Annotated in this window: 13 protein-coding genes; 9 read left to right on the forward strand and 4 right to left on the reverse strand. The window is 70.4% G+C overall.

Features of this window, described 5'->3' with window-relative positions:
• The first annotated feature begins 82 nt into the window (after positions 1–82).
• From EPN98_RS13220 to lpxK, 5 genes are all read left to right on the forward strand, one after another.
• On the forward strand, positions 83–1,861 hold the full coding sequence (locus EPN98_RS13220) for an ABC transporter ATP-binding protein (RefSeq protein ID WP_293363225.1): 1,779 nt from the start codon (positions 83–85) through the stop codon (positions 1,859–1,861).
• Positions 1,858–2,562: a lysophospholipid acyltransferase family protein gene (locus EPN98_RS13225; protein ID WP_293363227.1), complete on the forward strand. Its 705-nt coding sequence runs from the start codon at positions 1,858–1,860 to the stop codon at positions 2,560–2,562. The genes EPN98_RS13220 and EPN98_RS13225 overlap by 4 nt, the downstream gene beginning before the upstream one ends.
• 246 nt (positions 2,563–2,808) lie before the next feature.
• Positions 2,809–3,765, forward strand: coding sequence for a cation diffusion facilitator family transporter (locus EPN98_RS13230; RefSeq protein ID WP_293363229.1), 957 nt, complete (start codon positions 2,809–2,811; stop codon positions 3,763–3,765).
• Positions 3,762–5,003, forward strand: a complete 1,242-nt coding sequence (locus EPN98_RS13235; protein WP_293363230.1) for a glycosyltransferase N-terminal domain-containing protein — start codon at positions 3,762–3,764, stop codon at positions 5,001–5,003. Before EPN98_RS13230 ends, EPN98_RS13235 begins: the two co-directional genes overlap by 4 nt.
• Positions 5,000–6,007, forward strand: coding sequence for a tetraacyldisaccharide 4'-kinase (lpxK, locus tag EPN98_RS13240; protein ID WP_293363231.1), 1,008 nt, complete (start codon positions 5,000–5,002; stop codon positions 6,005–6,007). Before EPN98_RS13235 ends, lpxK begins: the two co-directional genes overlap by 4 nt.
• 12 nt (positions 6,008–6,019) lie before the next feature.
• On the opposite strand, the gene EPN98_RS13245 is transcribed toward lpxK, so the two are convergent.
• On the reverse strand, positions 6,020–7,096 hold the full coding sequence (locus tag EPN98_RS13245) for a phosphotransferase family protein (RefSeq protein WP_293363232.1): 1,077 nt from the start codon (positions 7,094–7,096) through the stop codon (positions 6,020–6,022).
• A gap of 103 nt (positions 7,097–7,199) precedes the next feature.
• Between EPN98_RS13245 and EPN98_RS13250 the strand changes: the two genes are divergently transcribed.
• Positions 7,200–7,625 (forward strand): SRPBCC domain-containing protein, encoded by a 426-nt coding sequence (locus tag EPN98_RS13250; protein WP_293363233.1) that lies wholly within the window; start codon positions 7,200–7,202, stop codon positions 7,623–7,625.
• Here the strand turns inward: EPN98_RS13250 and purD are convergent.
• On the reverse strand, positions 7,622–8,890 hold the full coding sequence (gene purD / locus EPN98_RS13255; RefSeq protein WP_293363234.1) for a phosphoribosylamine--glycine ligase: 1,269 nt from the start codon (positions 8,888–8,890) through the stop codon (positions 7,622–7,624). The two genes, EPN98_RS13250 and purD, sit on opposite strands and share 4 nt — an antisense overlap.
• A gap of 168 nt (positions 8,891–9,058) precedes the next feature.
• On the opposite strand from purD, the gene EPN98_RS13260 reads away from it, so the two are divergent.
• The 3 genes from EPN98_RS13260 (at position 9,059) to EPN98_RS13270 (ending at position 12,353) form a co-directional block, all read left to right on the forward strand.
• Entirely contained in the window at positions 9,059–9,709 is a 651-nt protein-coding gene (locus tag EPN98_RS13260) for a sensor histidine kinase (RefSeq protein WP_293363235.1), read from the forward strand.
• 6 nt (positions 9,710–9,715) lie between these two features.
• Positions 9,716–9,976 carry a SemiSWEET transporter gene (locus EPN98_RS13265; protein ID WP_293363236.1) on the forward strand — a complete coding sequence of 87 codons (261 nt, stop codon included), beginning with the start codon at positions 9,716–9,718 and terminating at the stop codon, positions 9,974–9,976.
• Between the two features lie 76 nt (positions 9,977–10,052).
• Entirely contained in the window at positions 10,053–12,353 is a 2,301-nt protein-coding gene (locus EPN98_RS13270; RefSeq protein ID WP_293363238.1) for a tetratricopeptide repeat protein, read from the forward strand.
• Between the two features lie 15 nt (positions 12,354–12,368).
• On the opposite strand, the gene EPN98_RS13275 is transcribed toward EPN98_RS13270, so the two are convergent.
• Positions 12,369–13,022: a hypothetical protein gene (locus EPN98_RS13275; RefSeq protein ID WP_293363239.1), complete on the reverse strand. Its 654-nt coding sequence runs from the start codon at positions 13,020–13,022 to the stop codon at positions 12,369–12,371.
• On the reverse strand, positions 13,019–13,825 hold the full coding sequence (locus EPN98_RS13280; protein WP_293363240.1) for an NAD(P)-dependent oxidoreductase: 807 nt from the start codon (positions 13,823–13,825) through the stop codon (positions 13,019–13,021). The genes EPN98_RS13275 and EPN98_RS13280 overlap by 4 nt, the downstream gene beginning before the upstream one ends.
• Positions 13,826–13,828 lie beyond the last annotated feature (3 nt).

Raw genomic sequence — 13,828 nt, forward strand, 5'->3', positions numbered from 1 at the left:
CAGCGCCGTCCTTCCTGCAAGGAAGAGCCAAGGCGCCCGACAGTCGCTTGACACCGCCGCCGCAACGTCCGACCCAACCCCCATGAGCGTCCCCGCCCCGCCGGAGCTTGGCGCCCGCGCGCTGGTCGCCCGGGTGGCCCGCATCTACATGGCGCCGCGGTGGAAGGGCTGGGCCGTGGCCATGCTGGCCGCCGTGGTGGTGGCCTACTGCTCGGCGCGGCTGGTGCAGATCATCGAGCCGGCGACCAACGACCTGCTGGTGGTCCACAAGCCCGGCGCGCTGCTCTGGATTCCCCTGACGATCGCGGGCCTGGCGGTCGCCCGCACCGTCGCCCAGATCGTCCAGGCCACCCTGGTCAACCGCATCGGCAACGGCGTCGTGGGCGACGTGCAGGTGCAGCTGTTCGGCAAGCTGGTCCGGGCAGACCTCGCCCACCTGCGCAGCCAGCACTCGGGCGCCTACGTCTCGTCGGTGCTCTACGACGCCGGCCTGATCCGCGAGGCCGCGACCGCGGGGGTCGTGAACTACACCCAGAACCTGCTGGTCTTCGTGGGCGCCGTGGCGGTGATGGTCGCCAACGACTGGATGCTGTCGCTGGTGCTGATCGGCGTGGTCCCGCTCGCCGGCCTGATCATGCGGCGGTTTTCGAAGCGCACCAGCAAGGCCGCCAAGGGCGCCATGGCCGAGACCTCGGCGCTGTCGTCGGCGATCATGGAGAGCCTGGACGGCGTGCGCGTCGTGAAGCTGGAAAACCGCGAAGCCTATGAGGAGGCCCGCGTCGCCGAAGTGGTCGCCCGGCGCCAGAGCCACCTGACCAAGGGCGCCAACGCCCGGGCCCGCGCCGCGCCGGCCACCGAACTCCTGATGTCGCTGATCGTGGCGATCGTCTTCGCCTATGCGGGCTGGCGCTCGACCGTGGGCGAGATGAACGCCGGCGCGTTCTTCTCCTTCATCGCCGCGCTGACCATGGCCAGCCAGGCGCTGCGCCAGCTGGCCAACCTGCAGACGGTGTTCGCCGAGGGCATGTCGGCGGCGCGACGCCTGTTTGCGGCGCTGGACGTCGAGCCCGAGGTGCGGGAGCAGGCGGGCGCCCATGCCATCTCCCGCTCGGAGGGCGCCATCCGGTTCGAGGACGTCAGCTTCTCGTATGGCGGGGACGGGCCCCCAGCGCTGGGGGGCGTGACGCTCGAGGCCCGGCGCGGTGAGACGGTCGCCCTGGTCGGCCCTTCGGGCGGCGGCAAGAGCACGATCCTCAACCTGATCCCGCGCTTCTACGACGTCAGCGGCGGCCGCGTGACCCTGGACGGCCAGGACCTGCGCGAGATGACGCTGGCCTCACTTCGGGACCAGATCGCGCTGGTCACCCAGGAGCCGTTCCTGTTCGACGACACCATCCGCGCCAACATCGCCTATGCGCGCCCCGACGCCACCGACGCCGAGGTCCAGGCCGCGGCCGAGGCCGCCGCGGCTCACGAATTTATTGCGGCTCTGCCGGACGGCTACGCCAGTCTCGTCGGTGAAGGCGGGACGCGCCTTTCCGGCGGCCAGCGGCAGCGGATCGCCATCGCCCGCGCCTTCCTGAAGGACGCGCCGATCCTGCTGCTGGACGAGGCGACCAGCGCGCTCGACACCGAGAGCGAGGCCCAGGTGCAGGCGGCGCTGAAGCGGCTGATGGCGGGGCGCACGACCCTGCTCATCGCCCACCGCCTGTCCACCGTCCGCGGCGCCGACCGCATCTATGTGGTCGACCAGGGCCGGATTGTGGAGACGGGCGACCATGCCAGCCTGGTGAAGTCGAAGGGCCTCTACGCGCGCCTGGCCCAATATCAGGACCTGGAAGAGGCGGAGCCCGCAGCTTGAAGAAGCTGCTGCGATCCGACGGTGTCCAGGCGTTCCTCGGCTGGCTGCTCGGGACCTACCTGCGCCTGGTGCTGCGCACCATCCGCTGGCGGCATGAGAACGTCGAAGCCGTCGAGCCCGTGCTGGTCGACGACGCCAAGGGCGCCATCGCGCTGTTCTGGCACGGCCGCATCCCGCTTTGCCTGGCGACGGCCCCGCAATGGTGGAGAAAGCGCACAAAGTGCCTGATCTCGCCCAGCGCCGACGGCGAGTTCATCGCCCGGGCGCTCGACATGTCGGGCTTCCCGGCGATCCGCGCCTCGTCGGCCAAGAAGGGCGACGCGGCCAAGGCCCGCCAGGCCGTCGCCGCCATCCGCGAGGCGACCAACTGGGTGAAGGCGGGCGGCGCCCTGGTCGTCACGCCCGACGGCCCCCGCGGTCCCAACGAAGTGATCGCCGCCGGTTCGCTGCAGATCGCCAAACGCTCGGGCCAGGCCGTCTACCTCATGGGCATCGCCGCCAGCCCCGCGACCCAGATGCGGAGCACCTGGGACAAGGTCATGTGGGCCGCTCCCTTCGGCCGGGGCGCCGTGGTCTGGGACGGCCCGCTCTACGTGCCGGCCGACGCCGACGACCGCGCGATCGAGGGTCTCATCGTGGCGTGGTCCGCGCGCCTGTCGGCGGCGACCCGGAGGGCAGAGGCGATCGTGGGGCGCGGCTGACAAGGGGCGCACAGTCCTGTCAGCCGCAATGGCGCGTCAGCGCCGCGAGAATGTCCACGAGCCACGCGAACCACAGGAACGGAGCCGGATGATCGGCGCTCAGCGTTCTCCCGCGTTCGTGTGGCTCGTGGACAAACAAGATTGCGCCTGCGGCGCGCACTGAACTGCATCGCCGAGCTCGCCGCCCTCCGCGTCGTTACTTGTTATCGCGTTGATCGGGCCCGAGGTCGGTGAGACATAGGCCCCGTGGCTCACGCGCACGACCATCACGCCCACGGACACGATCACGGCCACCACCATCACGGGGGCGGCCACCATCATCATGCGCCGGCCGACATGGGCCGCGCCTTCGCGATCGGCGTCGGACTCAATGCGTTGTTCGTGGCCGCCGAGGTCGCCGCGGGCCTCTGGACCGGGTCGCTCTCGCTGCTGGCCGACGCCGGGCACAATCTCTCGGACGTTCTGTCGCTGCTGCTGGCCTGGGGCGCAGTGGTGCTGGCGAGGCGGGCCCCGGCCGGCCGGCGCACCTACGGCCTGCGCAAGGGCACCATCCTGGCCTCGCTCGCCAACGCCATCCTGCTGATGGTGGCCGTGGGCGTGATCGTCTCGGAGGCCGCCCATCGGCTGCGTGAGCCGGCGCCGGTGGACAACCAGCTGGTGATGCTGACCGCCAGCCTGGGCGTCGTGATCAACGGCCTGACGGCCATGCTGTTCATGCGCGGCAGCCATTCCGACCTGAACGTCCGCGGCGCCTTCCTGCACATGGCCGCCGACGCTGGCGTCTCGCTGGCTGTCGTGGCGGGGGCGTTCGCGATGGCCCAGACGGGCCTGCTCTGGATCGACCCTGTGCTGGGCCTGGTCATCGCCGCGGTCATCGTGCTGGGCACGTGGAGCCTGCTGCGCGACTCGGCGGATCTGGCGCTGGACGCCGCCCCGCGCGACATCGACGTCGAGGCCGTGCGCCGATACCTGGCCGGCCTGCCGGGCGTCGAGGATGTCCACGACCTGCACGTCTGGGCGATTTCAACCACCGAGACCGCCATGACCGCACACGTGCTGCGGCCCCACAACGCCGACGGCGACAGCTTCCTGCATATGGCCTGCGAGGGGCTGGAGCACCGCTTCCGCATCGGCCACGCCACCCTGCAGGTCCAGACCAGCACGGTCCGGGCCTGCCGCCTCGCGCCGGCCGAGGTGGCGTGAGGCCCAGCCCCCTTGCCTTCTATGCCGTACTGACGGCGCTCCTCGAGCCGTTGGCGCCGATGCTGCTGCGCCGCCGCGCCGCTCGCGGCAAGGAAGACGCCGCGCGCCTGGACGAGCGCCTCGGCCGGGCCCGCCCTCCCCGGCCGGACGGCCGCCTCGTCTGGCTGCACGGCGTCAGCGTGGGCGAGGCGACGTCGTTGCTCCCGTTGGTGGCGGCGCTGCGGGCGTCGCAGCCCGGGCTGGTCCTGCTGGTCACCTCGGGCACCACCACCGCCGCCGAGATGCTGGCCAGGCGATTGCCGGACGGCGTGATCCATCAGTACGCGCCCATCGACACGCCCCGGACGGTGGCGCGTTTCCTGGACCACTGGCGTCCGTCGCTGGCCATCTTCGTCGAGAGCGAGCTGTGGCCCAACCTGATCCAGGAGGCCCACGCGCGCGGCGTGAAGCTGGCCCTGATTTCGGCGCGGATCACCGAAGGGACGGCGCGGAACTGGCGGCGCTTCCCGGTGGCGGCGCACGAGATCTTTTCGTCCTTCGACCTGATCCTGCCGCAGGACGACGCGACCGCCGAGCGCGTGCGCCGACTGGGCGGATCGCCGGGGCCGAAGCTGAACCTGAAGCTGGCGGGCGAGCCCCTGCCCGCCGACGAGGCCGAATTGGAGCGCCTGCGCGAGGCGTGCGCCGGGCGCAGGGTGGTCCTGGCGGCCAGCACCCATCCGGGCGAGGACGAGATCGTGGTGGAGGCGTTCCGTAGCGTCGCCGGCGCCGGCGCGCTGCTGATCCTGGCGCCACGCCATCCCGACCGCGGCCCCGACCTCGCGGCCCGCTTCGCCGCCACCCGCCGGGCCGCCGGCGAGGCGCCTTCGGGCGAGATCCATGTCGCCGACACCCTGGGCGAGCTGGGGCTGTTCTTCCGGTTGGCCGACATCGTGGTGATGGGCGGCGGCTGGGCTGGCGTGGGCGGCCACAACCCGTTGGAGCCGGCGCGGATCGGGCGTCCGATCCTCACGGGGCCGGACGTGTCGAACGCCGCCGAGCCCTATGCCGACCTGCTGGCCGAGGCCGCCGCGATCAAAGCCCCCGACGCGGCAGCACTGGCGCGCCATCTCCGCGGCCTTCTGGACAACCCGGCCATCGGCCGCCGCATGGGCGAGGCGGCTCAGGCCTACGCCAACCGCCAGAGCGCGGCCCTGGACGACGCGCTGGCCCGCCTCGAACCCCTGCTGCCGGCATGAAGCTGTCGACGCCCCAGTGGTGGTACACGCGCGAGCGCTCGCCCAGCCCGGTGCTGCGGGCGCTGCTGACCCCACCGTCGTGGATCTGGGCCTGGGCCACGGCGCGGCGGATCGCGGGCGGACAGCCCGTAGATCCGGGCGTGCCCGTCATCTGCGTCGGCAATGTCACCATGGGCGGCGCGGGCAAGACCCCGGTCGTGCGCGAGATCGCCCGCCGGCTGGGCGGCCACGTGCTCACCCGCGGCTATGGCGGCGCCCAGGCCGGTCCGCTGCGGGTCGAGCCCCACCACACCGCTGCCGACGTCGGCGACGAGCCCGTGATGCTGGCCACGGACCTGCCCGTCTGGGTGGCGCGCAATCGCGCGGCCGGGGCCATGGCGGCGGCGCAGGCCGGGGCGCCGGTCATCGTCATGGATGACGGCCACCAGAACCCGTCCGTGAAGAAGTCTCTGTCGCTGGTGGTGGTCGACGGCGAAACGCGGAACGACGAGTGGCCTTTCGGCGACGGCCGGGTCTTCCCGGCTGGACCGATGCGCGAGCCGCTGAAGGCCGGTCTGGCCCGCGCCGACGCCGCGGTCCTGCTGTTGCCCGCCGACCTGGACGCGCCCGACCCGGAGTTGCTGCGCAGTCTGGCGAGCGTCCCGGTGCTGATCGCCCGGCTGCAACCCGCCGAACCCCCTCCGCCCGGCCCGCAGGTAGGCTTTGCGGGTGTCGGCAAACCCTGGAAGGTGGAGCGCGCGCTGAAGGCGGCCGGTTGCGAGCTGGCCGACTTCTGGCCCTTCCCCGACCACCACGCCTACGCGGAAAGCGAGCTCGCCCGCCTGGCCGACCGCGCCACGCAGTTCGACGCCGGCCTGATCACCACGGAAAAGGACTGGGCCCGCCTGCCCCCGGCCTGGCGCGCACGCATCAAGCCCTGGCCCGTCCGCGCGGTGTTCCAGGACGAGGCGGCGCTGGACGCTTTGCTACGTCCTCACCTCCCACGCGAAGCGGCGGGAGGTTAGGAGGGCGGCCCGCTACTCCGCCCCGGCCAGCTTGGCGTACTTCCAGCTGGTCTCCGCCAGGCTCAGCACGCGGTCGGCCTGCTGTGCGGCGTGGGGGCTGTTGGCGGTGCCGTCGCGGACCCGGCCCACGATCCCCTGCAGGATGCCGGCGAGGCGGAAGGTGTTGTAGCTGTAGAACCAGTAGAGGTCGTGCAGGCCGCTGCGGCCCGTGAGCCCGCAGTAGTACTCCACCGCCTCGTCCAGGGTCGGGATGCCGTGGGCCTTCAGGTCGGGGATCTGCGAGATCCCGCCGTTGATCCAGTTCATCAGCAGGTAGGTGAAGTCGGCCAGGGGCTCGCCCAGCGTGCCCAGCTCCCAGTCCAGCACCGCCGCCACGCGGTTTTCGGTGGGGTGGAAGATCATGTTGTCGAGGCGGTAGTCGCCGTGGACGATCGAGGTGCGTTCCTGCTCGGGCACGGTCTTCGGCAGCCACTCGATCAGGCGCTCGATCTCGGGGATGTGGACCGTCTCCGAGGCCTTGTACTGCTTGGTCCAACGGTCGACCTGGCGGGCCATGTAGTTGCCTGGCTTGCCGTAGGTCTCGAGGCCCACGGCCACGTAGTCGGTGTTGTGCAGGTCGGCGAGCGTCTTGATCTTCGCCAGGATGATCTCGCGCCGCTCGGAGGGCGAGTAGGCCGGCAGCGACTGATCCCAGAGAATCCGGCCCTCCACCATGTCCATGATGTAGAACATGGTGCCCACAACGCTGTCGTCGGTGCAGAGACCGTACGGCTTGGCCACCGGGAAGCCGGTCGGATAGAGCGCCGAGATCACCCGGAACTCACGGTCGACGGCGTGGGCCGACGGCAGCAGCTTGCCCGGCGGCTTGCGGCGCATGACGTACTTCTGGTTCGGCGTGATCAGCTGGTAGGTCGGATTGGACTGGCCGCCCTTGAACTGGCGGACCTCCAGCGGACCCTGGTAGCCCTCGACGTTGGCCTCCATCCAGCGGGCCAGCGCGCCTTCGTCGAAGCGGTGAGTCTCGGCGACCTCCTTGGTGCCGGTGTTGAGCGCCTCGCGCTCCTGCTCGGCAGTGACGGCTTCGGTCATGGCGCTCTCCCACGCTTCGTACATTTGTTTGAAGTCCTTTTACCGGTGACGCGGCGTCGGGCAAGCGCTTGACGGGGCGGCCGGCGGCCCTCAGAGGCGGGCCATGGTCGAGGATGTCGCCTCCATCATCGAGATCGAGGCCCCGCGCGAGCGGGTGTGGCGGGCGATCACCGATCCGACGCTGGTGACCCAGTGGATGGGCTGCCTGCGCTTCCAGCCGGTCGTCGGTCACGTCTTCTACCTGCAGCCCGACCGGGCGCGTCGCCTCGCAGGCGACCCCACCGATGGCATCGCGTGCCGGATCGAGATGCTGGACGCTCCAAGGCGGCTGGCGTTCTCGTGGGGCCTGCCCGACACGCACGTGGACATCCGGCTGCGCAACATTCCCGGCGGCACGCACGTGCGGCTGGTCCACTCGGGCTGGGACCAGTTCGACGACCGTGAGGTCGAGGGCATCCAGGGCGGCATGGGCCATGCCTGGCACGCCGTGGCGCTGCCGGCGCTCAAGGCGGTGGCGGAAGGCGCTTAGCCCAGCGCACGCCAGCCGATATCGCGGCGGCAGAAGCCGTCCGGGAAATCGATCGCGTCGACGGCTGCGTAGGCCTTGTCCTTCGCCTCGCGCAGCGTGCCGGCCCGCGCGCAGACGTTCAGCACCCGCCCGCCCGCGGCGCGCAGCATGCCCTGGGCGTCCCGCGTGGTTCCCGCGTGGAAGACCACGGCGTCCGCGCCGAAATCGGCGTCGGCGCCCTTGATGACGCCACCGGCCTGCGGCGTGCCCGGATAGCCCTTGGCCGCCAGCACGACGCAGATCGCCGCGTCGTCCCGCCACTCGGGCCCCGGTATCTGAGCCAGCCGGCCCGTGGCGCAGGCCAGCAGGTAGGGCACGAGGTCGCTCTTCAGGCGCAGCATCAGGACCTGGCACTCGGGATCGCCGAAGCGGGTGTTGAACTCCACCAGCTTGGGCCCGTCCCGGGTCGCCATCAGCTCCACGAACAACACGCCACGATACGGCGCCCCATCGGCGGCGATGCCCGCGAACGCCGGGTCCACCAGCCGCGCGCGCACCTGCTCAACCAGCTCAGGCGTGAAGACCGGCGCGGGCGAATAGGTGCCCATGCCGCCCGTATTCGGTCCCTGCTCGCCGTCGAACACCCGCTTGTGGTCCTGGGCCCAGCCGAAAACCATCGAGGTCTTGCCATCGCACAGGGCGAACAGCGAGCCGATCTCGCCCTCCAGGAACTCCTCGATCACCACCCGCGCGCCGGCCTGACCGAAGCGACCCCCGAAGGCGTCCTCGATCGCGGCCTCGGCCTCGGCGCGGTCGGAGGCGATCACAACGCCCTTCCCGGCGGCCAGCCCGTCGGCCTTGATGACATAGGGCGGAGCGAAGCGTTCCAGCGCCGCCTTGGCCGCCTCAGCATCCTCGCACACGGCATAAGCCGAGGTGGGCAGGCCGTAGCGGTCGCAGAACGCCTTGGTGAAGGCCTTGGAGCTTTCCAGCTGGCCGGCCTGGGCCGTTGGGCCGAAGCACGGGATGCCCGCGGCCGCGAGCGCATCGGCGAGGCCGGCCGCCACCGCGGTCTCGGGTCCGATCACCACGAGGTCGGCGGCGATCTGCTGCGCCAGCGCCACGAGGCCATCGACGTCGGTGACGGCGACATTCCGCAGCTCGCACTGGGCCGCCATCCCGGGGTTGCCGGGCGCGGCCACGAGCCGCTTCACCAGCGGCGAGGCCGCGATCTTCCATGCCAGCGAATGTTCGCGGCCGCCGGACCCAACGATCAGGATGTTCATGAGGCGCCGCTTTCGCCCGCAGGCCCCTTCCGGTCAAGCCGGCCGTTTTGCGCACTCCCGTCCGGACCGCTTCAACGTGACCCGTTCCGCGCTCGCGGCGCCGAGTGGCAAGATGCATCCGCCCGTCCTAGGGTGGAACGTCGGTCCCGGCCGATGACGGGAGTCAGTATGGTCAGCCCCAGCGACGAAAACCCGGAAGCCGCTCTCGAACGCCAGATGGCCCGGCAGCGGGAAGCCGAGCACCGGGTCAAGAACACCCTTCAGCTGATCTCGTCGATCGTCATGCTGCAAGGCCGCCGGGTGAGCGACGACACGGCGCGCCAGGCGCTCCGGGCCGTGCAGCTGCGCGTGGCCGCGGTGAGCGTCGCCCACCGCCGCGTGACCTGGTCTGACGACTCCGAAGAGGTCGAACTGTCGGGCCTCGTGCGGGAGATCGTCGGCGACCTCGCCGGGTCGGCCGGGCGCGAAGGCGTCGACATCGAGCTGGACCTCGAGAGCGTTCATATTCCGGGCCGCCACGGCGCGCCGGTCGCGCTGCTGGTCAGTGAGACCGTGAGCAATGCGCTGCGCCACGCCTTTCGCGACGGCGCGGCCGGGCGCATCCGCGTGGGCCTGCGCCGCACCCAGGACGGCTTCGAGCTCTCGGTGGCCGACAACGGAGTGGGCATGGACCCGGCGGCGCCAAAGACCGGCTTCGGCCTGACGGTCGCCCAACTGATGGCCCAGCAGCTGCGGGGCAGGCTGGAAATCACATCCGGGCAACCCGGGGTCCGCATCACCGTTAGCGTTCCCATGGACAATGACGCGCAACGGGCCTGAGCCCCCATGTTCTCAGCCGCCGACCTCGTAGGCACGGGCGCCGCCCTCTGCTCGATGGCCAGCTTCACCCCCCAGATCGTCAAGATCGTGCGAGAGCGCGACGCCTCGGCCGTCTCGCTTCGGATGTACGCGGTGACCGTGACCGGCTTCATCCTCTGGACCGCCTACGGCCTGATGACCGGAAGCTGGCCGGTCGCAGCGTCCAACATCGTCTGCCTTGCACTCTCGGCGACGATCCTGGTCCTGAAATGGCGCTTCTCGCGCTAACTGCGCTCGCGTGGCCCTAGCCATGGCCAAGCGAGCGCCGTAAGTCGGGCCCGACTTACGGCTAGAAGGTCCAGGAATGAGCGATCGGTTGAACGCGGCGCAGGCGGCCCTGAGTGCGGGCCGTCGGGACGAGGCCATCGAACACCTCAGCGCCGCGATTGCGGAAGACCCCGCCCGCACGGTCCAGGTCTATCGCGCGCTGGTGGTCCAGCTCTACAACGCCGGCCGTTTCGCCGAAGGCGAGGCCGCCGCGGCAAAAGGCCTCGAGCGCCACCCCCGCGACTACGACCTGCTCAACACGCGCGGTGTCCTGCTGCGCAAGCTGCGCCGCCAAGCCGAGGCTGTGCCGCTCTTCGAAGCCGCCATCAAGCTCCAGCCCAAGAACCTCGCCGCCCAGCAGAACCTGGGCAACGTGCTCATCGACCTGAACGAGCTCACCAAAGCCGAGGCGATGTTCACGAAGCTTATCCGCCTGGAGCCGCGCAACAGCGAGTATCACCGACAGTTGGGCCGGACGCTCAGCAAGCTGGGCAAGATCGAGCCGGCGCTCGTGCGCCTGCGCACCGCCATCAGCGTCAAGCGCGACAACGCCGATGCGTGGCTGGACATGATCGGCATCCTGAACGAGGAGCTGCGCACGGCCGAGGCCGAGGAGGCGATCGACAAGGCGCTGGCCATTGCGCCCAACGACCTGCGCCTGGCCGAAAGCAAGGCCATGGTGATGCGCCGCGCCGGCGACCTGACCCGCTGCGAGGCGTTCCTCGAAGAGCAGCTGCCCGCCAACCCCAACGTGCCATGGATCCACTATCAGCTGGGCATGCTGGTGGCGGACCGCGATCGGGAACGCGCCAACTACCACCTGGAAAAGGCCTACCAGCTGGACCCGGGCCGCCTGGAGACCGCGACTGCTCTCGTCGAGACCTGGGAGCGAAGCCGGATCGGCGATGAGGGGGCCTTCATCGAGAAGGCCTATCAGCTGGCCCTGTCGCTGCTGCCGCGCCGGCACGAGTTCACCGATGCGGCCAACAAGATCCTCACCGACGTCTTCGTGCGCGTGGCCGACTACGACGCGCTGGACGCCGTGGGCGACTTCGAGACCCTGGGCCGCAGCTGGGCTCGCCACGGCCGCCACACGGCGCTGCTGAAGCAGCTGGCCCGGGTGCGCACTGACGCGGACCGGCTGGAGCTCGTCGAGCAGCACCGCATCTGGGGCCGCGACCAGGAAGCCGCCGCCGCCCGCCGCAAGATCGCGCGCCCTGCGCCGCGCCCGGCCGACGGCAAGATCCGCCTGGGCTTCATGTCGTCAGACCTGCGCCAGCACCCGGTGGGCTATTTCGCCATGCCGCTGTTCGACCACGTCGATCCGCGGTTCGAGGTCTATGTCTACTCGTTCAATCAGGGCCAGCCCGACGCCGCCCAGCGGCACATCGAGAGCCGGATCAAGGCCTACCGCTGGTGGCGCGACATCGGCGTCGCAAAGGCCGCCGAGAACATCGCCGCCGACCAGCTGGACATCCTCATCGAGCTGGGCGGCTCGACGCACATGAACAAGCTGGAGGTGATGGCCTATCGCCCGGCTCCGGTTCAGGCCAGCTGGCTGGGCTATCCGCACTCGGCGGGTCTCTCGACCATCGACTATTTCATCTGCGACCCGTTCAGCCGGCCGACCAAGGACGAGTATCTGGTCGAGACGCCGCTGGTGATGCCGCACACCTGGCTGGCGCTGGGCCAGCAGTTCTTCGTCGACCGGCACGCCATCGCGCCCGACATGCCGTCCGACCGCAACGGCTTCGTGACCTACGGCACGGCCAACAACCCGCACAAGTACAGCCGCGAGGTGCTGCGCCAGTGGGCGCGCGTGGTCGCCGCGACGCCCGGCTCGAAGTTCGCCTTCGTGCGCCCCGAGGCCAGCGGCGAGAGCTTCCGGAGGAACATCGAGAAGCAGTTCGCGCTGGAAGGTGTCAGCGCCGACCGGATCATCTGGCGCGCGGTGCGCGGCGCCCACCTGCCGCACTACAACGACATCGACATCACGCTGGACCCGTTCCCCCTCACCGGCGGCACCACCACCACCGAGACCCTGTGGATGGGCGTGCCCCTGGTCAGCATGGTGGGCGAGGCGTTCTTCGAGCGGCTTAGCTACTCGATCCTGTCGAACGCCGGCTTCGGCGACCTGTGCGCGAAAAGCCTCGACGAGTACCTGGAGATCGCGCTCAAGCTGGCCGCCGACGTGGAGCGCCGTCGAGAGTTCCGCGCCACCATCCGCGACCGGCTGCGGGCCAGCCCTCTGGGCCAGACGGAGCAATTCGCCGCCGACTTCTACGCCATGGTTCACCGCGCGGTGACGGAACGGCCGGGGCTCAAGAAGACCGCCTGAGCGAGTCCAGCGCGCCTACAGCCGGAAGTACTCCTGCAACAGGTCGTTGGGCCGAGGCGCGAAGGCTAGGTCCGCGCCTCCGGAGCGGAAGGCGATGACGCCCTCGGGCACCGTCTTGTTCACGGCGCTGGTCCCCTGGCTCAGCACCGAGTCCGAGCCGATCACCGAGCGGCCGATCACGGCCGTGTTGGGGTAGAGCACCACCCGGTCGCCGATGACCGGGATGTCGGTCTTGTGCCGGCCGACGGTCGAGTTCTGATAGAGCACGAGGTAGTTGCCGTAGGTGGCCTTCGCCAGGACGATCCCCACCGAGTGGCCGATATAGAACACCTCGGGCATCTGGATCTCGTAGAAGAGGTCGATGCCGTTGAGCGCCTTGTTCATCAGGAAGAGGCGCGTGCCGGCCGCCGTATCGCCCGAGCGCCGGTAGATCGTGTTCGAGAGGTAGTAGAGGAAGATGCAGTGCTGCGAGCTCTGCAGCACGTTGAACTGGTCGGGCCGCCAGGGCGCGCAGGCGTTGATGCAGACGTGCATCCGCTCGAGGGCTTCGTCGATGTGGGCGTCCACGGCCTTGCGGAACTCGCTTTCGCGGCCGTCCGGCACGATCGCGGCGCACTGGGCGGTGATGTAGCCGATCAGGCTCTCGCGGGTGTGATCGACAAGCTTCACGCGGGCAGACCCTCCAGGTAGGCGGCGACCACATCCTCGACCGGTCGGGCGACGACGCCAAGACCTGCGAGGCGCTCTGCGCTGGCGTTGGGCGGAGGAAGGGGACTGGCGTCGCCCGTGAACCTGACCCACCAGCCTGCGCGCTCGAAAACGCGGGCGATGTCGGCGTTGGTCGAGAGCCGGCCGGCGGCCACGTTGTAGATCCCCTGGCCTCGATCACCCAGCGCGATCAGCGCCTCCACCGTGTCGTCCAGGTGAATGTAGTCGCGCGCGATGTTGGGGCTGCTTTCAAGCACCAGGTCGCGGGTCGTGCGCGCCCTGATCAGCCACTCCGACAGGAAGCCCGGGGCGCCGTCCGCCCAGTCGTAGACATTGGACAGCCGCGCCACGGCCCCGCGGCCGCCGGTGCGGGTCAGGGTCAGGTTCTCGCCCAGGGCCTTGGAGAGGTCGTACACGCGACGCGGGTCGGCGGGATCGAACACCAGCGGCTCGGCCTCGTGCGCCACGTCCTTGCGCTGGCCGTCGTAGAGCCGGGTGGACGAGCAATAGACCAGCCGCTCGAACCGGTCGGCGCGGATCAACTCGCTGACCAGGCTGGCGTGGGCCTCCACCGTATCGAAGGGACGGCGGTCGTAGTCGGCGGTGAGGCCCGCGCAGTAGAAGACGGTCCCCAGGTCGCGCTCGAACAGCGCCGGATCGCCCTTGGCGGGGGCCCACACACTCCAGCCGTCGGCCTGCAGCCGCGCGGCCAGACGGGCCCCGACGAAGCCGGCGGCGCCGACGACGGTGGCCTGCCCCGCCAAGGC

Source organism: Phenylobacterium sp., assembly GCF_004299445.1.
Classification (GTDB): domain Bacteria; phylum Pseudomonadota; class Alphaproteobacteria; order Caulobacterales; family Caulobacteraceae; genus Phenylobacterium.

Excerpts from the sequence above, each read along its gene's own strand:
- EPN98_RS13270 (WP_293363238.1), top strand. The coding sequence starts at position 10,053 with ATGAGCGATCGGTTGAACGCGGCGCAGGCGGCCCTGAGTGCGGGCCGT.
- EPN98_RS13265 (WP_293363236.1), top strand. The coding sequence starts at position 9,716 with ATGTTCTCAGCCGCCGACCTCGTAGGCACGGGCGCCGCCCTCTGCTCG.
- purD (WP_293363234.1), bottom strand. The coding sequence starts at position 8,890 with ATGAACATCCTGATCGTTGGGTCCGGCGGCCGCGAACATTCGCTGGCA.
- lpxK (WP_293363231.1), top strand. The coding sequence starts at position 5,000 with ATGAAGCTGTCGACGCCCCAGTGGTGGTACACGCGCGAGCGCTCGCCC.
- EPN98_RS13220 (WP_293363225.1), top strand. The coding sequence starts at position 83 with ATGAGCGTCCCCGCCCCGCCGGAGCTTGGCGCCCGCGCGCTGGTCGCC.
- EPN98_RS13245 (WP_293363232.1), bottom strand. The coding sequence starts at position 7,096 with ATGACCGAAGCCGTCACTGCCGAGCAGGAGCGCGAGGCGCTCAACACC.
- EPN98_RS13250 (WP_293363233.1), top strand. The coding sequence starts at position 7,200 with ATGGTCGAGGATGTCGCCTCCATCATCGAGATCGAGGCCCCGCGCGAG.
- EPN98_RS13260 (WP_293363235.1), top strand. The coding sequence starts at position 9,059 with ATGGTCAGCCCCAGCGACGAAAACCCGGAAGCCGCTCTCGAACGCCAG.